The organism is Paenibacillus sp. JCM 18996 (assembly GCF_055392555.1).
On sequence record NZ_AP043884.1, the window covers coordinates 397394 to 421635 of the forward strand.

At 51.8% G+C, this 24242-nt stretch carries 20 protein-coding genes; 9 read left to right on the top strand and 11 right to left on the bottom strand.

Features of this window, described 5'->3' with window-relative positions; all coding sequences use genetic code 11:
• Positions 1 to 4: 4 nt before the first annotated feature.
• The 5 genes from ACZ5N7_RS01930 to ACZ5N7_RS01950 are packed head-to-tail and all read left to right on the top strand — an operon-like array spanning position 5 to position 6396.
• The gene (locus ACZ5N7_RS01930; protein ID WP_464656905.1) at positions 5 to 1465 is read left to right on the top strand and encodes an NAD-dependent succinate-semialdehyde dehydrogenase; all 1461 of its coding nucleotides are present in this window, start codon (positions 5 to 7) and stop codon (positions 1463 to 1465) included.
• A 13-nt stretch (positions 1466 to 1478) separates the two neighbouring features.
• Positions 1479 to 2744: a nickel pincer cofactor-dependent isomerase, group 22 gene (locus ACZ5N7_RS01935; protein ID WP_464656907.1), complete on the top strand. Its 1266-nt coding sequence runs from the start codon at positions 1479 to 1481 to the stop codon at positions 2742 to 2744.
• A 30-nt stretch (positions 2745 to 2774) separates the two neighbouring features.
• Positions 2775 to 4178: an FAD-binding oxidoreductase gene (locus ACZ5N7_RS01940; RefSeq protein ID WP_464659108.1), complete on the top strand. Its 1404-nt coding sequence runs from the start codon at positions 2775 to 2777 to the stop codon at positions 4176 to 4178.
• Positions 4175 to 5476: a (Fe-S)-binding protein gene (locus ACZ5N7_RS01945; protein ID WP_464656908.1), complete on the top strand. Its 1302-nt coding sequence runs from the start codon at positions 4175 to 4177 to the stop codon at positions 5474 to 5476. Before ACZ5N7_RS01940 ends, ACZ5N7_RS01945 begins: the two co-directional genes overlap by 4 nt.
• Positions 5477 to 5523: 47 nt before the next feature.
• On the top strand, positions 5524 to 6396 hold the full coding sequence (locus ACZ5N7_RS01950) for a 3-hydroxyacyl-CoA dehydrogenase family protein (RefSeq protein WP_464656910.1): 873 nt from the start codon (positions 5524 to 5526) through the stop codon (positions 6394 to 6396).
• Positions 6397 to 6539: 143 nt separating this feature from the next.
• On the opposite strand, the gene ACZ5N7_RS01955 is transcribed toward ACZ5N7_RS01950, so the two are convergent.
• Positions 6540 to 8852: a lamin tail domain-containing protein gene (locus tag ACZ5N7_RS01955; protein ID WP_464656912.1), complete on the bottom strand. Its 2313-nt coding sequence runs from the start codon at positions 8850 to 8852 to the stop codon at positions 6540 to 6542.
• Between the two features lie 473 nt (positions 8853 to 9325).
• Between ACZ5N7_RS01955 and ACZ5N7_RS01960 the strand changes: the two genes are divergently transcribed.
• Together ACZ5N7_RS01960 and ACZ5N7_RS01965 are read left to right on the top strand one after the other, a co-directional pair.
• Positions 9326 to 11362, top strand: coding sequence for an LPXTG cell wall anchor domain-containing protein (locus ACZ5N7_RS01960; protein ID WP_464656914.1), 2037 nt, complete (start codon positions 9326 to 9328; stop codon positions 11360 to 11362).
• 190 nt (positions 11363 to 11552) lie between these two features.
• A complete protein-coding gene (locus ACZ5N7_RS01965; protein ID WP_464656916.1) occupies positions 11553 to 12743 on the top strand; it encodes an S-layer homology domain-containing protein in 1191 nt (396 codons plus the stop codon).
• 241 nt (positions 12744 to 12984) lie between these two features.
• Here the strand turns inward: ACZ5N7_RS01965 and ACZ5N7_RS01970 are convergent, their stop codons facing one another.
• The 9 genes from ACZ5N7_RS01970 to ACZ5N7_RS02010 form a co-directional block, all read right to left on the bottom strand.
• Complete coding sequence (locus tag ACZ5N7_RS01970; protein ID WP_464656918.1) at positions 12985 to 13968, bottom strand: GGDEF domain-containing protein; 984 nt, start codon at positions 13966 to 13968, stop codon at positions 12985 to 12987.
• A complete protein-coding gene (locus tag ACZ5N7_RS01975; protein ID WP_464656920.1) occupies positions 13943 to 14644 on the bottom strand; it encodes an HD-GYP domain-containing protein in 702 nt (233 codons plus the stop codon). Before ACZ5N7_RS01975 ends, ACZ5N7_RS01970 begins: the two co-directional genes overlap by 26 nt.
• A gap of 190 nt (positions 14645 to 14834) precedes the next feature.
• Positions 14835 to 15101 carry a hypothetical protein gene (locus ACZ5N7_RS01980; RefSeq protein WP_464656922.1) on the bottom strand — a complete coding sequence of 89 codons (267 nt, stop codon included), beginning with the start codon at positions 15099 to 15101 and terminating at the stop codon, positions 14835 to 14837.
• Positions 15102 to 15182: 81 nt separating this feature from the next.
• Entirely contained in the window at positions 15183 to 16103 is a 921-nt protein-coding gene (locus tag ACZ5N7_RS01985) for a DMT family transporter (RefSeq protein WP_464656924.1), read from the bottom strand.
• A gap of 711 nt (positions 16104 to 16814) precedes the next feature.
• Entirely contained in the window at positions 16815 to 16982 is a 168-nt protein-coding gene (locus tag ACZ5N7_RS01990) for a hypothetical protein (RefSeq protein ID WP_464656926.1), read from the bottom strand.
• Positions 16983 to 17058: 76 nt separating this feature from the next.
• Complete coding sequence (locus tag ACZ5N7_RS01995) at positions 17059 to 17379, bottom strand: MTH1187 family thiamine-binding protein (protein WP_464656928.1); 321 nt, start codon at positions 17377 to 17379, stop codon at positions 17059 to 17061.
• Positions 17380 to 17627: 248 nt separating this feature from the next.
• Positions 17628 to 19199 (bottom strand): GMC family oxidoreductase, encoded by a 1572-nt coding sequence (locus ACZ5N7_RS02000; protein WP_464659109.1) that lies wholly within the window; start codon positions 19197 to 19199, stop codon positions 17628 to 17630.
• The gene (locus ACZ5N7_RS02005; protein WP_464656930.1) at positions 19199 to 19795 is read right to left on the bottom strand and encodes a gluconate 2-dehydrogenase subunit 3 family protein; all 597 of its coding nucleotides are present in this window, start codon (positions 19793 to 19795) and stop codon (positions 19199 to 19201) included. The genes ACZ5N7_RS02000 and ACZ5N7_RS02005 overlap by 1 nt, the downstream gene beginning before the upstream one ends.
• The gene (locus ACZ5N7_RS02010) at positions 19792 to 20190 is read right to left on the bottom strand and encodes a hypothetical protein (protein WP_464656932.1); all 399 of its coding nucleotides are present in this window, start codon (positions 20188 to 20190) and stop codon (positions 19792 to 19794) included. The genes ACZ5N7_RS02005 and ACZ5N7_RS02010 overlap by 4 nt, the downstream gene beginning before the upstream one ends.
• Before the next feature lie 172 nt (positions 20191 to 20362).
• Here ACZ5N7_RS02010 and ACZ5N7_RS02015 point away from each other — a divergent pair, with 172 nt between their 5' ends.
• Positions 20363 to 21499, top strand: coding sequence for a DNA sulfur modification protein DndB (locus ACZ5N7_RS02015; protein ID WP_464656934.1), 1137 nt, complete (start codon positions 20363 to 20365; stop codon positions 21497 to 21499).
• Positions 21499 to 22671 (top strand): DNA sulfur modification protein DndB, encoded by a 1173-nt coding sequence (locus ACZ5N7_RS02020; protein WP_464656936.1) that lies wholly within the window; start codon positions 21499 to 21501, stop codon positions 22669 to 22671. Before ACZ5N7_RS02015 ends, ACZ5N7_RS02020 begins: the two co-directional genes overlap by 1 nt.
• A gap of 169 nt (positions 22672 to 22840) precedes the next feature.
• Here ACZ5N7_RS02020 and ACZ5N7_RS02025 read toward each other — a convergent pair whose 3' ends face one another.
• Entirely contained in the window at positions 22841 to 24127 is a 1287-nt protein-coding gene (locus ACZ5N7_RS02025) for a dicarboxylate/amino acid:cation symporter (RefSeq protein WP_464656938.1), read from the bottom strand.
• Between the last annotated feature and the right edge of the window lie 115 nt (positions 24128 to 24242).

The following is a 24242-nucleotide window of genomic DNA, read 5'->3' on the forward strand; positions in this document are numbered from 1 at the left end:
GCTTATGGCAACGAATACCGGGATTGCGAATTCATTGATGTTTATTGACGGTGCTTGGGTGAAGCCGGATAACGGAGATTATATTGCGGTCCTCAATCCCGCCACAGGAGAGCTTGTGGGCAGTGTGCCGAATGGGGGATTTGCCGAAGCCGAGCGGGCGATTGGAGCTGCGCACAATGCTTTTGCGGAATGGTCCGTATATACTGCGGAGGAACGTTACGGTTATATGATGAGATGGTACCAGTTGATTATGCAAAATTTGGACGAATTGGCGGCAACGCTGACGATGGAGCAGGGGAAGCCGCTGGCCGAAGCCAAAGGAGAGATCAGCTACGGAGCCAAATTTATCGAGTGGTATGCTGAAGAAGCGAAGCGGGTATACGGCGACACGATTCCGGCGTCAGCCAGAAACAAACGAATTGTTGTATTGAGACAGCCTCTTGGGGTTGTGGCCGCGATTACGCCCTGGAACTTTCCGGCGGCGATGGTGACGAGAAAGATTGCTCCGGCGCTTGCGGCAGGCTGTACATGTATTCTGAAGCCTGCGGAGCAAACTCCCTTGACGGCGGTGAAATTATTTGAACTGCTGGAACAAGCCGGTTTTCCTAAAGGCGCAGCCAATCTAGTGACGGGCGACGCGGTTCAAATCGGGCGGGCTTTTATGCAGGATTCCCGGGTCAGAAAGATTACGTTCACGGGTTCGACGGAGGTCGGAAAGCTGCTCATGAAGCAGGCGGCCGACACGGTGAAAAATATATCTCTGGAGCTCGGCGGCCACGCGCCGTTCCTTGTTTTCGATGATGCTGACGTTGAAAGCGCCGTAAAGGGAGTTATCGCCTCCAAATTTCGCAATGCTGGCCAAACCTGCATTTGCGCCAACCGTATTTTCGTGCAGGAAGGCGTGGCTGACCGGTTTGTCAAAGCATTTAATGAGGAAGTTAAGGCATTGAAGCTGGGCAACGGCTTGGAGGCTGGAACGAATGTCGGGCCGCTGATTGACAAGGCCGGTTATGAAAAAGTACACGAGCATGTCCGGGATGCCCTGAACAAAGGAGCTCAGCTCGTCTGCGGGGGAGAAGGGTTCCATCGCTCGGATGAGGAGGATGCCGGCTATTTCTATCAGCCTACGATCCTGGCCGGCGTAACTGCCGAAATGCGCATAATGCGGGAGGAGACCTTCGGTCCGGTTGCGCCGGTAGTTACATTCAAGACAGAAGAAGAAGCCGTTCGATTTGCCAACGATTCAGTTTACGGGTTAGCCGCCTATCTGTTTACCGAATCTCTGTCACGGGCAATAAGGGTCGGGGAAAAGCTTGAATACGGCATTGTCGGTATCAATGATGGAACTCCTTCCACGGCGCAGGCGCCGTTCGGCGGATTCAAGGAAAGCGGCATAGGCCGCGAGGGCGGGAAAGAAGGTATCGAATGCTTCCTGGAAACGAAATTCATGTCGATTACGATCTAGGAGGGGACGTTAGTTGGGTGTTTTACCCCCGGTCTATCGGATTAAGCAAAAGTTTGCCAGGTCGCAGCCGGCAAGTGTGGAAGCCGGGGTCGAGCAGGCTGTTAACCGGCTGCTCCCTCCGGACCGAGCCAATCTTGCGCCCGGCTCAAGGATAGGGATAACGGCAGGAAGCCGCGGCATTACCAACATTGTGCCTATTCTCGCGTCGCTCGTCGCCCAGCTCAAAAGCCGTGAGCTGCAGCCCTTTCTGTTCGCCTGCATGGGGAGCCACGGAAGGGGCGAGCCTGACGGGCAGCAGGAGATATTGGAGAGCCTGGGAATTACCCCTGACCGAGTGGGTGTTCCCGTCTCCTGTTCAGACGAGGTCCGGCTGCTTGGCTGTACAACCAACGGAATTGAAGGACTGCCGGTGTTTTGTGCCGAGGAAGCCATGGCGTCAGATGGGGTCATTGTCGTTAACCGCATTAAACCCCATACTTCTTTTCGCGGGGATTATGAGAGCGGGATCATGAAAATGATGGCCGTAGGCATGGGAAGGGCGAAGGGAGCTTCGATGGTCCACAGCCTGGGAGTCGGGCAAATGGCTGCGGCCATTCCGGCGATTGCCGGCGTCATTCTGGAGCAAGTCCCAATTATCGGCGGTATCGCGATTGTTGAGAATGAATACGAGGAGACCGCCCATATCGAAGGGATACCCAAGCCCGACCTTTGGGAGCGGGAAAAGGAGCTGCTTGCGTTTGCCAAGTCTTACATGCCGAAGCTGCCGGTGAAGAGGCTGCATTTGTGCATCGTGAAGGAAATGGGCAAAAACTACAGCGGCACCGGAATGGACACGAATATCATCGGACGGCTGCGCATACAAGGTGTTCCTGAACCTGCGGAACCTGCCATCCAATATCTGGGTGTCCTCGACCTTTCCGAGCCTTCCCATGGTAACGCGACAGGGGTCGGCCTGGCGGATTTTACAACGAAACGCCTGGTTTCCAGGATCGATCGCGAAGCTACTTATTTAAACTGCATGACCTCCGGGCTGGTTGTCCGTGCAGCGGTTCCCATGACTTTTGATACCGATAAAGAGCTTATCGAGAACGCTGTGGCCACGCTAAGATTAGCCGAACCTTCCTCCCTGGAGCTCATTATCATACACAATACGCTTCATCTCGATGAAATGTGGGTGTCCGAAGCGGTGTTACAGCAGATACGAGACGATTCCAAAATTGAAATCATGGAGGGATCCGTGGAGCTCACATTCGGAGCCGGGGGGCGGCTTGAACTATAAAATGCTTAACGAGAGGAGGGATTACCGTTGCTGGACCAACGGATCATCGAGCAAATCAGCGGGATCTTTGAACCTTCCAGAGTACTGACTGAAGAAAGAGATTTGGCCAGCTATTCTTTTGACGCTTCCTTTGGCACGTATATGCCCGACATTGTGGTGCAGCCGCGTACAACGGAGGAGGTATCCCAAATCGTCAAATTGGCAAACCGCGAGCTTATTCCCGTTTGCCCGCGGGGGCAGTCCACCAGTTTAAGCGGTGGTCCGCTGCCTGTCAAGGGAGGCATTGTGCTCGACCTTTCGAAGATGAACCACAAGCTCGTCATCGATACGGATGATCTCATCGCTATCGTCTCCCCCGGGGTGCTGACTTCTCAAATCCACCGGGAGGCGGAGAAGCGGGGACTGATGTATCCGCCCGATCCGAGCAGTTCCCACGTGTCTACGATTGGCGGCAATTTGGCCGAAAATTCCGGCGGACCGCGCGGATTAAAGTATGGCGTGACCAAGGATTATGTGATTGGCCTTGAGGTCGTAACTCCTGAGGGAGAAATCATCCGGACCGGCGGGCGTACCGTAAAAAATGTGACCGGTTATGATTTGACCAAGCTGATCGTCGGCTCGGAGGGCACATTGGCCGTTATTACGGAGGCCATCCTCAGGTTGATTCCCCTGCCTCCGGCTTCCGAGACGATGATGGCGATTTTCGACGATTTGCTCGACTCGGGCCGGGCCATTTCGAAGGTGCTTACTTCCGGGATTCTGCCTGCCAAAATGGAGCTGATGGATCAAGCCTCTATCGTCGCCGTCGAAAATTACCAGCCTTCGAATCTGCCCGTCGACGCGGAGGCAATCCTGCTGATCGAGGTGGATGGCCATCCCAAGGCGGTCATTGATGAAATTCATCAGATCGGCGAAATCTGCCGCGAGGCGGGGGCCAGGGATATTCGCATCGCGAAATCGCCGGCGGAAAAGGAAGAGTTATGGAAAGCCCGCAAGCTGGTGTCTCCGGCGATTGTCAAGATCAAGCCTACGAAAATATCGGAGGATGCCACGGTGCCGCGAAGCCGGATTCCGGCGATGTTTGAGCGTTTGCGGCAAATCAGGGACAAATACGATGTCCATCTTGTGGTGTTCGGACACGCAGGGGACGGCAATCTGCATCCGAATATTATTGCGGATAAGCGGGATGCGGATGAAATGAAGCGGGTGGAGCAGGCGGTGGCGGAAATTTTCCAGGCCGCCGTAGAGTTGGGAGGAACGTTATCCGGCGAGCATGGGATCGGCACGATGAAGGCGCCGTTCATGGAGATGGAGCTCGGAGCCGCCGGACTGGATATGATGAAGCGGATCAAACAGGCGTGGGATCCCAATAACATTTTAAATCCGGGCAAAATTTTCCCTGAACCCGGCCAAAGGCTGGTGCTGACGGAATGAGCGCCGACCTGAAGCAGCTGCAGAAATCGTTGAATTACGACAAAACATTTAGCTGCGTGCAGTGCGGCTACTGCCTCCCCGTATGCCCCACTTATCTTACGATGGAAAAAGAAACCCACTCGCCCCGGGGAAGAATCAACCTGGTCAAAATGGCTGCCGAAGGAAAGTTAAGCGATCTTTCCCAACTGCAGGAACCGATAGATCTGTGCTTGGGATGCCGCGCCTGCGAGGTGGCCTGTCCGACAGGGGTGGAATACGGCGCGATCCTCGAAGGAGCCAAGCAAACGCTGGAACAGCGCAAAACCTACTCCAAACCTGTGAAATTTATTCGAAAAATGGTATTCGAGCAGCTGTTTCCACAGCCAAAGCGGATGCGGCGCATCGGGAATCTGATGTGGTCTTACCAAAAAAGCGGACTGCGCAGGCTGGCGCGCCAATCCGGAATCATGAAGGCGCTGCCCTGGCATTTGGGCGATTTTGAGGCGGTTCTTCCGGATGTGCCTTCGCCCCGGGAGCGAAAGGCTTCTCCTGCGAGACTTCAGCCGTCCGGAAGGAGAAAATACAAGGTGGCTTTTTTCCAGGGCTGCGTGATGGATGCCTTTTTTCATCGGATCAACAGGCTCTCTGTGGAACTGCTCAGTTTGGCCGGATGCGAGGTTGTCGTTGCCGCGAACCAAACCTGCTGCGGGGCGCTGCACATGCATGCGGGAGAGAAGGAGACGGCGGTCCGCCTGGCCAAACAGAACATTGAAGCGTTTGAGCGGGAACCGTTTGATTTTGTCGTGAACAACGCCGGCGGCTGCGGTGCCATGCTTATGGAATATGCCCACCTGTTCGCGGGCGATCCCGATTGGCACCGCCGGGCGCTCCAATTTGTCGGCAGGTCCAGGGACATCAGCGAGATTTTGGTGTTCGGCGAACGGCTGCAGTGGAAGAAGGAGATGGACTGCACGGTCACTTACCAGCGCTCCTGCCATCTAAGTAATGTTCAGAAGGTGAAACAGCCGCCTCTTCAACTGATCAAGCAAATTGCCGGGATTCAGCTTAGGGAAATGCAAAATGCCGAATTGTGCTGCGGTTCCGCCGGAATCTATAATATCGTCAATTTTGACGAGTCGATGAAAATTCTGGACGGCAAAATGGTCCATGTGAAGGACACCAAAGCCTCTCTGGTGGTTACGACCAACCCGGGCTGTCTGATGCAGATGAACTTGGGGATCCAAAGGGAAGGGCTGCAGGATAAGGTTCGCGCGGTGCATTTGGTGGAATTGCTGGCTGAAGCGGTTGGATTGCAATAAACCGAGTCAGGGGAGCTATTTTATCTATAACGAAGGAGATTGTAAAGATGCAAATACGCAAAGTGGGAGTGGTCGGCGCAGGATTGATGGGTTCGGGAATCGCGCAGGTCGTTGCTGAGGCGGATTATGAAGTAATCTGGGTGGACATTTCCGGTGAACAGCTGGAGAAAGGCCTCGCGAATATCAGACGGTTGCTGGCACGGAGGGTGGAAAAAGGAACAATGACGGTGGACCGGGCGGGCGCGGCATTAGGCAGGATAAGCGCAGCTGACGATATGTATGCCTTGGCTGGCGCCGATCTTGTAATTGAAGCCGTTCCGGAAAATTTGGAGCTGAAGAAGAAGGTTTTCAAGCAGCTGGACGAAGCCGCGGGACCGGAAGCAATACTGGCGTCGAACACCTCAGGCCTGTCGGTTTCCGCATTAGGGGCGGTCACACGCCGGCCCGAGCAGGTGATAGGCGCCCATTTTTTTTATCCCGTGCCGAGGATGAGGCTGCTGGAAGTCACACCGGGACTGCTTACCTCCAACCAGACGTTTGAAACGATGATGGAATTCGCCGCAGCTATAGGAAAGACCCCTGTACAATGCAAGGATTACCCGGGGTTTATCGTGAACCGCGTGCTGGTGCCTATGATGAACGAAGCGATTTTTCTGGTGATGGAAGGCGTGGCGCCTGACGATATTGATACGGCGATGAAAATGGGTTCCAACCATCCGATGGGACCGATCGCTTTAGCCGATTTTGTCGGTCTGGATACGCTTCTCGCCACGATGCATGGGCTCTATGATGGCTTCCACGATTCCAAGTATCGCCCCTGTCCGCTGCTTGTGAAGATGGTAGAGGCCGGCACATTGGGCAGGAAGACGGGCAGGGGCTTTTATTTATACAACGAGGATGGGACCAGAATAGAAGATTAGCACAGGTGAGAGAGAACAGGGAATACTCATTCCCTCCCAGCACAAACTTTAGCACCAAAAAGGACCGTCAGGATGATCTGTTCCTGACGGTCCTTTTTTACCAGCCTTAAGGGGCCGGAGATAACGGTTACTGCCGTAGTCCTCTAATTGAATGTCGAGCGAATCGGATCATGGTCCGAAACGTGGAGAGGCGTGGTTGCATCATTCAAATGTATCATTGGAAAATCCGGATCGATTTTGGCTGAGTCCGTACTGGAATGCTTGGTGGATAATGCCCCTCTTACCAGGATGTGATCAAGGAATTGGGCTTTGCCTTTATAGATATAGCTAAAGTCACGGCCTGCGGGAATATTGGAAACCAGGTTGGTCAGCCCTGCCTGAGTTTGCAGAATGCCCAAGTCCTCTTCATCCTCGAAGGAATTCAGGTCCCCCAGCACGATCACGCTAGGAGATCCCGCACGGGCAGCCTCCTGATTCGCCAGATTTGCAACATAAGAGGCTTGTTCGTTCCGGCAGCCGCGGAATTCGTTATTCAAAGGGTCGGTTCCGCCTCGGGATTTGAAATGGTTGTTGATCAATGAGACTTGTTCCCCATTCGCCCTTTGAACGTGCAGAGTGAGCGGCGGTCTGCTGAAAAGAAGGTCGGTGCCCGAAGGGCCGCAGCCGCTTAAGCCGGTAGTCGCTGTTTTCCCGGATTGTTCGGCGCCAAGCACAGAAAGACCTTGCTTTACAATATAAGCGACGTTGATTCCGCGTGAATCGTTGCCTTCAATCAGATAGCCGCTGTAAGCGGGACCCCCGTCAGCCTTGATTTTAGCGATCAGGGAATTCAGTGCCGTCAAATTTTCAACCTCTTGCAGAGCCACCACATCAGGGCTGCCGAGCGATTGACGGATGGCGAAAGAAAGCTTGGCCGTTTTGGTATCAAACTGCTGCTGTGTTACGACCGAATTCGGATCGTTCGGCGAAACCAGGGAGCCGGCATTGAAATAATTCTCGACATTGAAAGAAGCTGTTGTCAATTGAGCTGCGGTGCCGGCTGCCAGGGAGTTCTGCGTGTTGCCGGTGTCCTTCACCGTGGCCGCTCCGTCCTGCCATAGAACCGCATAGCTGTCGTATGTGTAGCTTAAAGGGCCTGTGGGATTTCCGGTTATTTGGTCGAAGGTGGACGCGTTGTCAATTTTATTGCCGAAAGCATCTTTAAACTTGAACAACGGTGTTGTCGTATCTTTTCGGCTCACCCGGCTCGTCACATTTGTGCCGGCAACTGCAAACGTTTCGCCGTACTGGTTACTGCCTGCGACCACTGTCGCCGACGGCACCAGCACACGCATACCTTCCAAGTGCTCTAAAGAAGCGAGATCCGGCACGGACTGGGGCGTAATTTCAAAAGGCGCAGGCAGCGGCCCGGTTCCCAGCACATTCGGGTTGGAGCCCGTTGCCGACAGCTCGGTCAGACCGTAGTACTCGGTCACTTGTCCGGCTTGAGTGACAATGTCCCCCGGATGTACCCCGGCTGTGCCGGATGTGCCCCGGTAAACGTAAATTCCTTCGGAAGTGCGAGGATCTTGATCCGGATTAGGGTTTTGCATCCAATATCCGTTTTGTTCGATCGCATAGACCGTTCCGCACGTTACGACATTCTGATTCACCACAGGAGAAACATCCCCGGTCCCCTGTATTTCGTAAATCATATGTGAAATTCCGTTAGAGCCCTTCACACAGGAAGCCGTCGGAGCCGGGGTTGGAGCCGGAGCCGGAGTGCCGGAAACCGGTTCTGCCGGGCTGCTGGAGTTTTGCGGATTTGGCGGGCTGACTACAAAGTCGCTTGCGTTATCGTTCGTGTCCCACCCGTTGCCTTTGCCGGCGCCTGCTCCGTTAGGGTCCATGCCTTCATTATTTTTGCGTTCGACGCTTGTGGTATTGCTTGGGGCCTTTGCGGGAGCGGTTCCTTCAAAGGCGCTGGCGGTGCTTCCATACCCGACGAAATCGATAACGCCGGGATCGCTTTTTCCTGATATCGCCGTAGTTTTGTTGACAAGGGCGACCTTTCCGGCGGTCGCCGACAGGTTGGTGGTTCCGGTCGCGTCCGCTTGCGGAAGGCTTGCTGTTCCTCCGCTGCCTGCAGCCAGTTGAACCAAGTAGTAACCGTGGGCGGGGATGTTTCCGCTGAGCTTGGTGACGCTCCATGTCGTTCCTGCCGCAGATGCATACTGGACTGACCAGCCAGCCAATGAAACGGATTGAAGGGTAGGATTATACAGTTCGACAAAGTCATTTTTGAATGTTGCGCCGCTGTTGCCGCCACCGCCGTAAATTTCGCTTACCACTACATAATTCGCTACTTGCGCTTTTGCCGTGGGCGAGATGTACCAGGATTGTGTAAGACCAAGGACGAGAGTGAGCAACAGTATCATGCGTGCGATCTTGTTGTGAATGCCTAACCTCAACAACATGTCTTCTACCTCCTTAGAAATGAGTAATCTCAGACAAGCAGGGCAGCTCGTCTGACGTCATCGTACCATTTGAACCCAAGGAGTGATGTTAATATTATCCAAAGGTATTGTTGAGGTATTGTTAAATTGGTGCCATGGCCTTAGGGCTATCCTACTAAAAGCCGCTGCTTCTGGTAAGATAGCCCTTAATCTTCATCCCGGAAAAATTTTAAAAAAACGAATGGTTTAAAACAGTGTAATCGTGTTTAATACAATCTCAGGAGATTGGTAATACCTTCCTACGCAGGCTCGAATTCAGGGCGGTTAGTCCCTGTTTCAGGATCTGCAGTTACATACATTGGGGAAGAGGGGGAAGGACCTATGTGAGCGGATTAGAAGCCCGGTCCTAGCTGGTAGGCCTGTAAGTGCCGCGACGCCGTCTGCTTTTGCAGTACTGTTCTTTCAAAATAAAATATGATAAACGAGGTGTATGTATGAAAACATCGTACCGGCGTCCCCTCTCGATGCTGCTTGCTTGTATTCTGGCCTTCTTCAGCTTTGCTTCGACCATCTTCGCGGAAAACAAGGGCACGGCATTGGTAAACAAATCCGTAACCGATGCTACTTACGGGGGGCTTGATAACGAATCTTCGATTGAATTCAAGAACTCCAATTACATCGAAGCCGAGAATAAAACGCGTTTCGCCTACTTTGTAAAGCTTGATAAAAGCCGTCCTGCTGGCAAAATCCATCTCGGTTTGTGCTCTGACGCCAAGGTGGTAGCTAAAGGAAGCACTAAAGGAAACGTCATTGTGCTGCCTAAGTCAAGCAAAGCATCCAATGTCGAGGAACAGGAAATCGAATTGGATTACGATGGCCTGGATAACTCGGGCGAGCTGGAATTATGGTATGAAATAGAGGGGAAATGGAAAGCAGGTACAATCGATGCCTTGATCAAGGCGGCAGGTTGGGAGAAAAAATTTGCGGTGGCAGGGCCTTCCTCTAACGGCCAAGTAACAGGAGGACCCAAAGCACCGGCGGTGTGCACCGTTCCCAAGAACGACGGACTCGATCATGTCAACAGTGTCACTATCAGTGTAACAGACAAAGACCAGAGCGGTAAAGCAAAAGTTCATTTTAATGTGGACCAGGGGTCATGTGTGCAGATGAGCTTCACCAGCTATCAGTATCCCGCAGGCACTGAGGTGCAGAAAGACGGGAAGCCTTACGACTTGCAGACGGTTGTTGACAATACGACAGCTTTTTATGGCGAAGGCGAGCATGATGTCTACGTTAAACTCCCTGACTGCGGCCCGTTTCAATTGGACTTCTACAAAGGCGCTGTCATCGAGCATCTGAATAAGGATTATGGACATCCGGGCAATCTGCTAAAAGCATACAAAGTAGATAATATGGAGAAGTGCAAAGTTCCAGCGGCTGCTCCTGTAGAAATCAGTAAAGTATGCTCCGATCTCCCGGCCCTTCACAGAACCTGGAAGCTGAAAAACAACGAGAAGGCTGAAATCACATTGGACTGGATAATCGAAGGAACCGCGCAAAAAGGAACAAGCAAGATTAAAGCCGGTGAAGAGATTCTCGTGACAGCGAATGTTGAAGGAAGCAACATGCTGGTCGCAACCCTGCCGGGAGGCCAAAAGATCTCTTTGGCTAACGAAGAGGTATGCACAACGGCAAACAAACTTGTGGTTCTTGCTTTCCTGAAATTAGACGAGAAAGGTCAGCAAATCTGGCACGTGCAGAATAAAGCCAACGAAAAATTCAGTTTGATATGGAAGGTCAAAGGCACGGAAATGACCGGTAATGTAACTGTAGACGCTAACGGAGAACTGAACTTCCCAACCAAGCTGGCTGCAGGTGCGGTCATTGAACTATATGTGAACGGCGTCCTGATTGAATCGAAGACGGTGGAGAAAGACCAAAACAACGCCGGCAGCAGCACACCTGTAACACCGGCACCGGCTCCAACGCCTGTCACTTCCGTGTCAGCTCCAAGTGACAGCAGCTCTAGTTCCAGCGACAGCGGAAACAGTGGTAACACAGGCAGCATCGGATACACTGTCCTGCCCGCTACGAACAACACTGGCAGCTCAAGCCCTGCACTGGTTAGCGTATTACCCGCAGTGATGGCTCCAAGCAGCACGGCGGGACCTAACCTGGAGACCATCCCTGGACCTGCAACGAATAATGACACCGGTTCCAATAATGGGTCAACGGCTGCAGCTCCAGTGAGCGGAGTCATGGGTCCTCAGGACAACAGCAGCACCCCAACCGAAACGGGAGTCACTCCAGGGGTAGAGACAGCAAGTGCTCCAGTGAGCGCGGTCATGGGCCCGGCCGATATGAACATGAGCCCTTCCGATGCCGCAGCTCCCGCATTGAACGAACAGGTATCCGCGGTCAACTCGCTGCCGCAAACCGGCGAATCCATGCCGGTCGGAACTTATGTATTAGCTCTGCTCTTTATTCTTCTGGGTGCTTCTCTGATGTGGATGCGCCGCAAAATGAACTAATCCTTATGGGGCTGTCTTCGGACAGCCTCTTTTATATGGTAAACACAAACATGCAGCCGAGGAGCGGGCTAATGGATTTTCGGGGCTATGAGCTAAATGGAAGAGGTCCCTTGACTGCAGGCTCATAAAACACGGGCAAAGCTCATATGTATGTTCATGTATCTCTGAAAATGAAGGAGTGATGAGCATAGTGAGTTTGCTTCGAAAGGGTCTGTCTGTCGGATTGGCGGTTTTGCTTGCAGGCACCTGCTTCCTCGCATCCCCCGTTGGCCGCGCGTTGGCCGATGATGATCATGGCTACCGTGACAGGCAGGAAAACCGTAACGAACATGAAGGCAGCCACAAGAACGATGACGATTCTGACAGGTCCGGCAAGTACGACAAATTTGACGTGCAGTGTATTGCCGATCAGGAGGCCGCCACCCCAAAGGGCACCGTCTCGTACCACATTTTATACCACAACGTCAAAAAGAAAAGCTTGAATAAAGCTTGGCTGAAAGTAAAAATTTCCGAGCAGGTTGACATTGAGGAAAGCGGGGGCGGAGTGTGGGACGCTAAAGCGCGGGTGCTGCAGTGGAATTTACAAGAGGTTGCGGCCGGCAGCGCGGGTGTCATTCATTTTAACCTGAAAGTAAAAGGCGACGCAGCATTCGGCAATTGGATCGATGTCTCGTGCGAGGGCGATGACGGCGATAACAATGGCGCAGTCGTGCAAACGCCGGCGGTGCGCGTGAAAGTGGGAACGGAAATTCATCAGCCGGCCTTCAACGGTTATCCTGATGGAGGCTTTCATCCGAACGGGCTGTTGACTCGCGCAGAGACCGCGGCCATCGTATCCCGCCTGGAGCATCTCGCCGAGAAGCCGTCCGACCGATCCTTCACGGATGTTCCGTCAAACCATTGGGCCCGATCTTACATTCAAAAGGTGTCCCAAGCGGGCTGGATGAACGGCAGCAACGGTCAGTTCCGCCCCGATACGCCGATCACCCGCGCCGAGTTGTCCGTGCTGCTGCTGCGGATTCGCGGAATCCACGCGGTTCAGCTGGACAATTTCGAGGATACCAGGTACCACTGGGCGAGGGAGGATATCGCTACCGCGAGAGCCCTCGGCTACCTCGAAGGACGGGAGGACGGCAAATTCTATGCCGACGGTTTTATCCGGCGTGATGAGGCTGCCAAGCTGCTGGATATCGCATTGTACCGCGGACGGCTGATGGACGGCGACACCAAGGTGACTCAGCATTGGCCCGACTTGCCGAAGAACGCTTGGTCGTTCGGATGGGTGGAAGAGCTTTCAATGGTCGCCCACGAGTCCTATCACCAGGGAGCATGGCAGGAACGTTTGGTGCGCTACCTCCCGGATCTAACGCTGCCCTTTTAAAATGGGTTAAAGCCGTCCGTAGTTGTTTCATAAGCGTTTTGTTTGCCAACAAGGATTGCGATTAGCATAAGATTGACGCAGCAAGCTGCCGCCGTTTTCGCCGGCAGCTTGCTGCGTTTCATATCGGCAATGTAACGGCAGAAGATATGGGCGAAATTGCAAGCGAAAAGCCGCAATAAAAAATACTGCGGCTTAAGTGCGCTGCGGACGGCCTTAAGGTGTATTTTATATGAAAGAGCCCTTATTGACTGACAGTGTAAGTTTCCGGGACCTTGATATAATTGCTTCCCTGTATTTGCTTTGCGTGCTTTTTAAATTTGGCGGCTGTTCGTGAAATCTCGGAAAGCTCTATGGTTTTATCTGAGGAAATATTCAAAATCGCCATGGATAAACTTATAAGCGGAAAGTTCCTGATTTTATGGTCCCTGTCCAAAGATTGGATATAATTATTTGAATAATCTTCAGCGGAATAAAAATGCTTTTTCTCGATTTCGAACACTTCAATTACCTTTTTACAATATTGCTCTGAATGATTCGGGGAAACACATGTGACAAAATCATCTCCGCCGATATGTCCAACGAACTGGTCGGAAAAATGAAATGAGGTAAGAATCCTGCCGACCCATTTGAGAACGTCGTCACCGTATTTGAATCCGTATACGTCATTATAAGATTTAAAATGGTCTACATCTGTATAAATGATGGAAAACGGCTCTTTCTGTTCAATTTTGAAAATGAGGTAATCATGAATACGCTCGTTTCCCGGAAGCCCGGTTAAAGGGTTTTGCTGCACTGCTTCTTTAAGCTTATATTCAGTCATGAAAGTCAGCAGTTCATACACGGGTATGACACCGATAAACTGCTCGTCCCGGGTTACTACAATGTCATCATAGATATCTTCATAGGTTCTGGCCATGGCTTGTCTTGACATTTCATCTACCTTCATAGTCCAGTCGACTATGAGAATATTGGAATACATCACCTCGTTTAACCGCTTTTTATAATTCAATGCTACGCCATACAGTGTCCCTAACAAACGAAACATATCCACACTGCGGATAATTCCGACCGGCTTCGTGCCGCTCATGACAACATATGTGCGGTTCGACGATTTTTGCGCTTTTATCTTATCTACAAAATCCCCTAATGATTCTTGCTCATCGACTGTATGACCTGGTTGAATATGAAGTTCTTTCAGGCTAGGAACGGCATTCCATTTTTCCATTTTTCATACACTCCAATGTTTGGAATTGCAAAGCGGGAGGTTTATTTTTTTCTCTGGCAATTACATTCAAAAACACATCTGCAATTTCCGGATCAAACTGGGTTCCCATATTTTCGCTTATTTGATTCACAGCGTACTCCATATCTCTTTCCTTACGGTAAATACGCGGCGTGGTCATGGCGTCAAAGGAATCGGCAATGGCCAATATTCTGGCGGCGAGCGGGATTTGTTCACCCTTGAGTTTCATCGGATAGCCGCTGCCGTCAAATCTTTCATGGTGATAAAGAACTATGTCCAGTATTTGATGATGTTCCTTGAACACGTCGCAGTTCTTTAAAGTGTCATGGCCGCTTTGAGGGTGTTTCTTGATAATGTCATACTCTTCTTCAGTCAGCCTGGACGGTTTGAATAAAATGGATTCCGGTATTCCCAGTTTCCCGACATCGTGCAGCAGGCCCCCCAAATAATATTTGAAGCATTCCTCCGTCGATCCATCCAATTCACAGGAAATCATCATCGCATAATTAGCTACATTGTTTGAATGTGCTAGAAGAGACACATCTTTTTCAGTAAGAGACTCGATAAAAGAGAAAGTAGTATCGTACATTTCTTGTGACATCCAGGCTGGAAAAAAATCTAATAAATTATCTTTTTCATGTCCAGTGGAAATAAGCATGCCAATTTTTGCCTCCCAAAGATGTTTCAACATTTTTTATTATAGACTATAGAACTAGTAAAATAGTCCCTTTTACAAAATAAAAAATATTTTTTTGTGGCAGTTATTCTAATTGTAAGAGGAAAACTAGGTATACAGTATTAGTTGGTTTGGTTACGGCGCTTTGCGGTTGGGCTCATGAATAGGAATTTCACGCACAGCGAGGACCGCCGGGGGCTGGACGGGTGAATGTTACGGGCAGGATGAAAACCAAATTAAAAAGCGCCGTCTCCTTATCGAACTCGGAGAAGATGCGCTTTTTGTGTTTGTTTTGGGCGGCTTTGCCGATCTTTGTTTTTGTCATTCGGGTCAACATGTCAATTTGAAGGTTTTGGCCGCCACGCTTCATTGCATCAATGTTATATCCTTTTTGCCTCGCCTGTTTATCCCGCTTTTTCCGTGAGCCGCTTTTTGCCATTGGAATTCACCCCTTGCATTAAGCATAACCTTTTTAGTTGAAAATGCAAAGTCGTTTTCCATGAACGTTGATAGCCCGAGCTTATCTGTATTCTTTCTTTAAATTCATCATTTTTTCAATTTGCTTCTGCTCTGAGGACTTCTGGTTCACCAGATAGATACTGAACCCGATCAGGAAAAGCCCTATCACCAAGTTGATCGTAAAAGGCTCCTTGAGGAATAAGGTACCGGTAAATACAGCGATCAGCGGAACGAGAAAAGTATAGGATGCAACCTTGCTGGCATCGCCTGAATTGACAAGCTTGAAATAGACTGCCCAGGAAGCCGAAATACCGACGACTATGCCAAAAATAAGGCCGAATAAGTAGGGAGCGTTCCAGACGATGGCTGTCCATTTTTCCGAGAAGGATCCGGCCGCCGTGAGCACCATCCCCCCTAGGAAGCATTGAAACGCCACAAGCCAAAGGGAATCGACGCGGCCGCTTACTTTTTTGACATAGACGGTGCCGAGCGCCCAACTGATGCCGGTGATCAAGGCAAGTATGATTCCCGCAGCGGCAATGTGGCCGGTGAAGCCGCCTGCACTGACCGTTGCGACACCGAGGAAGCCGATGATCAACCCGATAATTTTGGCGGGCGTCATCGGCTCTCCCAGCCACATCCAGGCGAATATGCCGACAAGTACGGGTTGAAGGTAGACCAGAACAGAGAACAAGCCTGAGGGCATGGATATTAAACCGACCGTCTGCAGCCCGTAAAATAATATGACATTGAACACGGAGGAGATCACGTAAACCGGCCAGTTTTGTCTCCAGCGGATAAGGTTTCTTCTCGGAAACAACAAAACAGCGAGCAGCAAGCCCCCCAGCACGGTGCGCATTCCGGCGAACAGAAGAGGCGGTGTGTAATCCAGAGCTATTTTATAAATCGGCCAGCAAGCTCCCCACACTACAACAAGGAAGGATATGAGGCCAAATGATTTTGCCCTTGACAGTTCATTCATGAAGTTTTCAATTCTCCTTTCAAAGAAAAAAACACAATAGATACATCATACTCCTCATGCCGATCGTGATCAATACCTTCATCGTTTATCCCGGCCTCATCCAGACGTTTCCTGTTCATTCCGGCAATCCTTCGAACTGGCAACGTGGCCGATCCTCAAATTGTTTTAAACACACCGGTGCCAATTGAAGTGATATGTGGAAGATTATCCATTTCAAATAAAATTGTATTAGAGGAGAATGTGCCGTATTTGGAAAAAGAGTGTTTGGACACAGAGGATACTGTCTGGGCAGGAAACGTTTTTTCAATGACTGATCTGTACGTCCGTGTGAACGGACATGTTGTTGAACAAAATTTTTCGGAGTGTGACTATTGATTCCCCGTGGCGCGAGTCTCTATCAATTCGAGTGGACCTTTATTATCGCAATGAACAGAGGCCAACGGATTGGGAGACAGGTGAATGGTTAGTGAGAGAAGGAGGCAGGATCAGCGGAGCTGTCATAACGGGAGATTAAACACAATAAAGACCCCATCGGGTCTTTATGCGAGGTGCACGTGGTGCACTCGATGTAGGTGGTCACGTGGTGTACTTAATGTAGGTGGTGCGCGTGGTCTGCGTGTGCACTTGGTGGCGTGGTGCACTTGGCGCCTTTGGTGCACGTCGTACATTTTGTTTCACTTGTTGCACTTTGGCGCCGAAGATCGAGTGTGGTTATTGCTTGTCCTCGGTGGACTCGGTCAAGTTTTCGGAGAGAGTCTGGTCGCTTCCGAATTTGCCGCCGTGGGCCACTGCGTTTGCAGTGTTGGGCTCACCTGTCTCAGCGGCATTCCTTGTAGAATTCGCGGTGTTTTGGGTATTGTTGTTATTCTTTTTCGTCAATTCGATTCCCTCCAAACCTGAAATACGATCCCGATTATTGTCCATAGGGATTAACGAAATATGCCTGTTGCGGGCGTCAATTGTCTCTTAACTGATGCAGCTTGTCCGATACCGACTTCAATTTCTGCTCCATGGAGGAGGATTTGTCCCTTCGGTCGTCGATCTTGATCGAGGTGGAGACGCGGGCGGCGCCGTTTGCGAAGGGAACCTCATGCAGCCTGCGTATGACGGCGAACACGTCGTCCAACGAACCTTCAATTATAGTACTCATGGAGGTCAATTCATATTTGATCGACCCCTTGGCCGATTCGAGTTCTTTGACCAGATCTGCGACATAGCCGCTCAAACTGGTAGTAGCCGTTCCGATGGGAACTACAGTAATTTCAACGATTGCCATATTCCATTCTCCTTTTGCGCCGGCGCTGCCGGTTGGTGAGGAAGCAGATGGTAATTTCTCTCTTATTTTAATCCCGCTGAAGCGGCGGGGCAAGGGTATGCGTTGACAACGAGGAAGGCAGGAATGTCACATGATAGCAACCGGCAGGTGAACGGCTCAGTAATCTTGAACAAACCAGCCGGCTGCATCAAAACCCGAGGGCATGCAGGCGAACCGGCGGTGGACATATGGTGGGCATGCTGCGACCTTCAAAGCTCTTTCTGTCTTGCCTTTTGCTTGATATAATCCGCTGTTCTGGCCGCCAAGGCCATCACGGTGTTGGTTGGATTTCCGCCTCCGGAAGTAACGAAGATGCTGGCGTCGCAGACAAACAAATTGTCAATGTCATGGGTTTGTCCGTACGAGTTGACCACTGACGCCTGCGGATCGCTGCCCATACGGCACCCGCCCATCAGATGGGCGGTGTCCGGCACGGTGAATTCAGGCGTCCCGCCGCCTGCTTTAAGAATCGAACGCATCGATTCGACCGCATGATCGATCAGCTTCAGATCGTTGTCGCCGAAGCTGAAGGTAACCTTCGCACGAGGGAGGCCGAAAGAGTCCTTCTCGTCCGCGAGCGTTACCCGGTTGTTCTCGTTCGGCAGCACTTCCCCGACCATCGTTACCCGCCCATAATGGTTATAGTCGATTAGAGTCTGGCGCAGCTTTGGTCCCCAGACCGGGCCTTCTTTCGCTTTGGAAATGCCTTCCGCAAAAGCGACCGGGCGCGTCCCATGTGCATGAAGCGTATATCCGCGAACGAAGCCGCGATCCTTGGACGTCGCATAAAACTCCTGCGTGGTCGCCAGCACGGGGGTTCCTTTATACAAACGAATTTCTTCGTTGAATTTCGCATAGACATCGTGAGAGCTGTGAGTCATGAATGCTTTGCCTACCCAGCCGCTGGAGTTGGCCAGGCCGTCGGGAAACTGCGCCGTAGCGGAATTGAGCAGCAGCCTTGGAGTCTCTACGCAGTAGGCGGACACGATTACCAGCTTCGCTTGTTGGCTGTAGGTGACGCCTCCATGGATGAATTCCACACCTCGGGCCCGTCCGTCCTTGCCCATCACAATTTGCGTCACCATGCAGTCCGGTAGTACGACCGCTCCCGCTTTTATAGCCTTGGGTATATGGACGATCAGGGAGCTGTACTTGGAGTTTGGCATGCATCCCTGATTGCAAAATCCCCGGTTGATGCAGGGAGGCCGGTCCTCGAAAGGCGCCGACAGAATGGCGAGCGGCGAAGTAACGGAGCGGATGCCGAGCTTCTCGCACGCTTTCTGGAACATATTGGCGTTCGGGCTTAGCGGGTGCCTTTCGGGATACGGATAAGGTCCGTTGAAGCTGCCCCACGGAAAATGTTTTGGCCCGGACACGGCGATATCTTTCTCGATTTTATCGTAGTAAGGTTCAAGGTCCCGGTACGTGATCGGCCAATCTTCGCCTACTCCGTCGACGGTGCGCACACGGAAATCATTTTCGTGAAAACGGAGAAATACGCCCGTGAAATGCAGCGTCCCGCCGCCTATGCCTCGTCCTGAGTTGTTATGCCCCATCGTCAGCGGATCGTTCCCGTCGACAATCCGGGTGTCCAGCCATCCGAGCTCCTTCATACTCAATTCATCGCTGGCAAAATCCTTCTGCGGATCCCGCATCGGGCCCGCGTCCAGAATCACCACACTGAAGCCGGCCTCGCTCAGCTCTTTGGCCAGCACGCCTCCTGCAGCGCCCGCTCCGACGATGACAACGTCGACCTCTTCATCCATGCGTTTCCATCTCATCATTCTTTTTTCGCCTCCCAGGGATCCGGCTCTTTCACCGATTCCCTTATATATCCTCGTGGATAGGCGGGCCCGCCATAGCCAATCTCGGACCAGATTGCAGGGTGGGAGCAGTAGCTCTCCAATGTAAGACTCACCAGCTTGCGGAACAGCTCCTGCTGCGGAACGTTCCATAGGGAAGCGGGCTCCGCCTGGCCCTGGCTCAACTGCTCAAGCAGAAGCTTGCGATGCTCGGGCTCCATGTTTTTGAAATGGCACCCGTGACGGTTCGCCGCCCACAGATCCATACTGCGCAGGCCCGTTCTGATCAGTTCAGCGGCCGGGGGAACACCAGGCTTGCGCTGGCCCTCGCCTGCGGGATTAATGAGCGACCTGTCGATGTGATACAGCACATAATCCAGCACCTCCGGCCTGTCGTCATCCACGAGAAGCTCGCATACGGCCCTTAGAGTCCTCAATTCATCCGAGGTCACAAGCTGCAGTTGAATCTCCTGGCCGCCGATCAGCCTTGAAAGCACAATTCGGCGGGTATGAGGGTCCCACTCGTCCTGCTCTTTTAACACATTGTAGCTGGGATAATGCGTCGAATGGTTCATGGCTGCCTCCAACAGTATGCGATCAATCCCAGCACGCCCATCGCACTAAATATAAGCGGGAGGATCACCGGGGGGCCGATGAGGAAATTCCTCAGCTCGTAGCCTCCGACACGCACTCCGACGCCTTTGAAATGACGGTAAAAACCCACCAGGCCGCTGAACACCCCGACAATAAGCAGTACAAGGGTTGTATAGTACAGCCAGGGGGCATTCGACAACGCTGTCAAAACCGCCGCCAAACAAAAGAGAGGAGCTTCGATCACCGGAACGTACATGATTTTATGGTGAAAATTTTGCCGATAGTGGGAGAACCAAACCTGCAGCCCGATAAAAGCGTAGGCCAATCCTACAAAAAGAATAACGATGCGGTCCAAAGACCAGTTGTGCCAAATCATTCGATCCCTTCCTGACTGAAAAATCATTTTTCCCTAGTATGAGATTTTTTTACAAAAGCTATGAATTTCGTTGGGAACTCCCGCACCCCGCAGGTATGTTTCACTCTGGAAACGGACAGTACTAGGTGAAAAAGCATTTTCCAATTTTTGATAAGCGAAAGGGGAATAAAAGATGGACTCCGTTAACTCTTTATCCGAGCTGTTGTCTCAACAGAAGAGCACGTCTTTCGTAGAGATTCCGGGAGAGATAGCCGACACCTTCGGGCAAAAGACCATTTCCGCCACCCTGCCGATGAGCAAGCTTTTTACCATGTACGAAGTGGACCTGGAGGTGCAGCGTGCGATTATTCCGCGGAATTTATCGAAGCTGATGGATTACATCATGCTGTATCTGGAGCATAAGCAGCCGGTGTTTTTTCCAGGGATCATCCTGTCCGCCAGAGGCGCCGGCGTGTATGACGTGGACAAGGGAACCCTCCGCCTTCAGCCGATCGAGAAATTGTACGTTGTGGACGGACAGCACCGTTTGGCCGCTTTTCAGCGCTTGATGGAAACGTTCCAGAGCCTGATGGCACGAGCCAAAGACCGGAGGGAATACGACAAAATGGAAGAGATCACGGAAAAGCTGCGTATGCTTTATGAGTTTCCGGTGTCCGTCATGATTTATCTGGATATCGATGCGCGCCAGGAGCGGCAGCTGTTCTCCGATATCAATAAACTCCCGAGAAAAATCGGCGGCAACCTGGCGGTACTGCGGGATCAGCGGAGATTCTACCATGTCATGGGCACGCAGCTGGCAGAGAACGACCCTTCCGTCAAACTGCTTTCCGTGGATATGTACTCCGAACGGGGCAAATCGCCTGAATTTCTGTTCTCTTATCATCTGCTTGTGGAAATTCTGGTGGCGCTGTTCGAAGGCAGGATGAAGTCCGCTGCAAGGAACAACGGGTTTCATTTTACCCAGGAGGAAGTGGATGATCATGTGCGGCTGGGTTCCTTTTACTTTGACCAGCTGCTGGCTTATATGCCCGAACCTGCGAAGGGCGAGCTGTGCTGGAGTGAAAATGTGCAGATTGCGCTGGCGCTGTTTTTCCATGAGGAAGCAACCAAGACAGGCAAGTTCAACCGCTACAGCCTCGGCCACACGATGAAAATTTTGCAGCATATCGATTGGGATTCGATTTACACCGGGGACGAGAAGGACAGGCTGCCCAGAAGATCCAGAATCACCAAAGCCTATCAGTTCGTGAAGGAATTTTATAACGAAAATCAAATGCTGCTTATCGGCAATAAGGAGGATGTCGGTTGATGGACGGTTTGGAGTTAAATATGGCCATTCATCCTTTCTGCGGAAAATTCGGCCTGACTACGGTTTCTTTGAGAGTGCAGGACCTGCTCAACTATACGAAAATCGATCCGATGGTTCAGCGCAAATTGAGCTCGGGCCAGCGCAGGAAGATTGCAAAATATTTGCAGGAAAGAGAGCTTGACCATGTGTTCTTCGGGCCGGTTACTCTTTCTCTTCGGGATGTGAGCTCCCTGGGCAGGGATGACGAGCGCCTCTATTTGAGGCATGGTTCCAAGCTCAGCATCCTCGACGGGCAGCACCGCATCCTGGCTCTGGGCTATGTGAACGAGCAGCTGCAGAAGGAAGTGCGCCGGTACGAAAGGACCGCCGCCACGCTGAAGATCAAAAGACGCAAATTTCCGGACAGCATGGCCATTGTCGAAGAGCTGGAGCAGGTGAGCGGCATGTTGGAGCAGCTGGAAAAGCGGCGTCTGAAGGTGATGGAAACGAAGCTCGCGGTGCAAATTTACATCGGCCTAAGCGAAGAGGAAGAGAAGCAGCTGTTCGGCGATATTAATTCGAAGGTGCAGCTGGTGAGTAAAGAGCTGGGCCATTCGTTCGACTCTACCGACCCGCTCAATCTGGTCATTCAGCAGGTGGTTGAGCACAATATTTTCCTGAAAGCGGCCGGCGTCGAAAAACGCAGCAACCTCACGTCGTTCAACCGCAACTTTACATGCTTCAGCTGGCTGTATTCCACGGCGTGCATGCTTTTCTCAGGCAAAATGCAGCCATCCTACGAGCTGATGCGCAAAATCCGCAAAGACCCTTCCATGTATGTGGAAATGCTGCACCAGTTCTTCAACACGGTTCTGCCTTCGATGCCGGAGCAGCCGGGACTGGCACAATACACTTCGGCGAGCCGGGTCATGCAGGAGAGCCTGGCGCTGTATGCGCACGGCTTCCTGTTCATCAACGATATTTACAACGAGGGCTGGACTTCGAGCCTGTGGATGCTGGATAATTTCGATTGGAGCCATGAGGACGAGACGATGGTCTCGCTGTTCGGCGCGATGGAGAACGGCAAGCTGAACCTGATCCATGAAAAATCTCTCCGCAAGCACCTCAAGCTCGTTCAGCTGTTCCATGAGCTGGGCGGCAGCGGTACGGTTGACGCGGCTTCGCCCGCTTGACGTGGGGGCCGCTGAATGCTGTCAGGCTGGATGAAGGGGCGAGGCCCGCTTAATTGAGTTGATTGCAAGAGGGAGCTAGACAGCTTGATGCGCTGTCAAGCTCGGATCTTACCGAATAGCCCCGTTTGTGGTACTTATTCTGTGGATTTCTGGTCGTTATGTTACACCGTTACACCGCTGCACCCTTAGCCGAGCCTGTGGAAACCGCACCTTTCTGTCCTGCTGCTTGCGGCTGCCGCTCTGGATGGAATTCATTTTCCATCTTGGAGATGACGACCGTAGCGACTCCGTTTCCGATCAGGTTCGTGATCGCGCGGGCTTCGGACATGAAACGGTCGACACCCAGCAGAAGTGCTATGCCCGCCACCGGAATCATCGGGAAAGCGGCCAACGTTGCGGCCAGCGTAATGAAACCGGAACCTGTCACGCCTGCAGCGCCTTTGGATGTAAGCATCAGGGCGCCGAGCAGGGTGAGCTGCTGCCCGATCGAAAGGTCGATGCCGAATGCTTGGGCGATGAACATTGCAGCCATGGAAAGATAAATCGATGTGCCGTCCAGGTTGAACGAGTAGCCGGTGGGAACGACCAAGCCGACCACGGATTTCGAACACCCGTATTTTTCCAGCTTCTCCATTAATCTTGGGAGGGCGGATTCGGATGAAGACGTACCCAGCACTAGAAGAATTTCTTCCTTGATGTATTTCAGGAATTTAATAATGCTGAAGCCGTATATCTTGGCAATAGTTCCCAGTACGACGAAGATGAACAAAGCCATGGTCAGGTAAACGGAGCCCATCAGCTTTCCCAACGAGAACAGCGAGCCGATGCCAAATTTTCCGATCGTGTATGACATTGCTCCGAATGCGGCGACAGGAGACACTTTCATGATCATGTTAACGATGCCGAAGAAAGCCTCGGTCAGCTTGTCGAAGAAAGAAACGACCGGCTTGGCGTTTTCCCCCATAGCGGCCATGGACAGGCCGAACAGCACGGCAAAGAAAAGAATCGGCAGAAGCTCGCCCTTGGCCATAGCTCCCACGACGTTGTCCGGTATAATGCCCGACACGAAGTCGATGAACCCGTGGCTGGATTCCGCGGCCGCCTTGGTGAATTTGGTGACGTCGCCTTTGGCTCCCGCTGTGTTGATGCCGTGTCCGGGCCCCACCAGGTTAACGACGATGATTCCGATCGCCAGGGCGAAGGTGGTCACGAGCTCAAAGTAAATGAGAGCTTTTCCGCCGATCCGGCCTACTTTTTTCATATCTCCCATCCCGGAGATCCCGCCCACTACAGTAAAAAATACGATCGGAGCAATGAGCATTTTAATCAGCTTGACGAAAATATCTCCCAGTACCTTGAGCTGCTCTCCGAAAGCCGGAAAAAAATACCCGACGGCTATACCCAGCAGAATGGCGGTGAGGACCTGCACGGTCAGATTTCGAAAATTGATTCTCATAAAGACACCTCTTTCATTTTGTAAACGCTTTAAATCGGATTTAATTGTGTCTATTATATGAAAACGCTTTCGATAGCGCAAGTATAAGGTCATAAAGTTCTTTTAGGTTGTTTTG

Coding starts and splice junctions, on each gene's coding strand:
- ACZ5N7_RS01930 (WP_464656905.1), top strand. CDS start 5: ATGGCAACGAATACCGGGATTGCGAATTCATTGATGTTTATTGACGGT.
- ACZ5N7_RS01945 (WP_464656908.1), top strand. CDS start 4,175: ATGAGCGCCGACCTGAAGCAGCTGCAGAAATCGTTGAATTACGACAAA.
- ACZ5N7_RS01950 (WP_464656910.1), top strand. CDS start 5,524: ATGCAAATACGCAAAGTGGGAGTGGTCGGCGCAGGATTGATGGGTTCG.
- ACZ5N7_RS01955 (WP_464656912.1), bottom strand. CDS start 8,852: ATGTTGTTGAGGTTAGGCATTCACAACAAGATCGCACGCATGATACTG.
- ACZ5N7_RS01960 (WP_464656914.1), top strand. CDS start 9,326: ATGAAAACATCGTACCGGCGTCCCCTCTCGATGCTGCTTGCTTGTATT.
- ACZ5N7_RS01970 (WP_464656918.1), bottom strand. CDS start 13,968: ATGGAAAAATGGAATGCCGTTCCTAGCCTGAAAGAACTTCATATTCAA.
- ACZ5N7_RS01975 (WP_464656920.1), bottom strand. CDS start 14,644: ATGCTTATTTCCACTGGACATGAAAAAGATAATTTATTAGATTTTTTT.
- ACZ5N7_RS01980 (WP_464656922.1), bottom strand. CDS start 15,101: ATGGCAAAAAGCGGCTCACGGAAAAAGCGGGATAAACAGGCGAGGCAA.
- ACZ5N7_RS01985 (WP_464656924.1), bottom strand. CDS start 16,103: ATGAATGAACTGTCAAGGGCAAAATCATTTGGCCTCATATCCTTCCTT.
- ACZ5N7_RS01995 (WP_464656928.1), bottom strand. CDS start 17,379: ATGGCAATCGTTGAAATTACTGTAGTTCCCATCGGAACGGCTACTACC.
- ACZ5N7_RS02000 (WP_464659109.1), bottom strand. CDS start 19,199: ATGAGATGGAAACGCATGGATGAAGAGGTCGACGTTGTCATCGTCGGA.
- ACZ5N7_RS02005 (WP_464656930.1), bottom strand. CDS start 19,795: ATGAACCATTCGACGCATTATCCCAGCTACAATGTGTTAAAAGAGCAG.
- ACZ5N7_RS02010 (WP_464656932.1), bottom strand. CDS start 20,190: ATGATTTGGCACAACTGGTCTTTGGACCGCATCGTTATTCTTTTTGTA.
- ACZ5N7_RS02015 (WP_464656934.1), top strand. CDS start 20,363: ATGGACTCCGTTAACTCTTTATCCGAGCTGTTGTCTCAACAGAAGAGC.
- ACZ5N7_RS02020 (WP_464656936.1), top strand. CDS start 21,499: ATGGACGGTTTGGAGTTAAATATGGCCATTCATCCTTTCTGCGGAAAA.
- ACZ5N7_RS02025 (WP_464656938.1), bottom strand. CDS start 24,127: ATGAGAATCAATTTTCGAAATCTGACCGTGCAGGTCCTCACCGCCATT.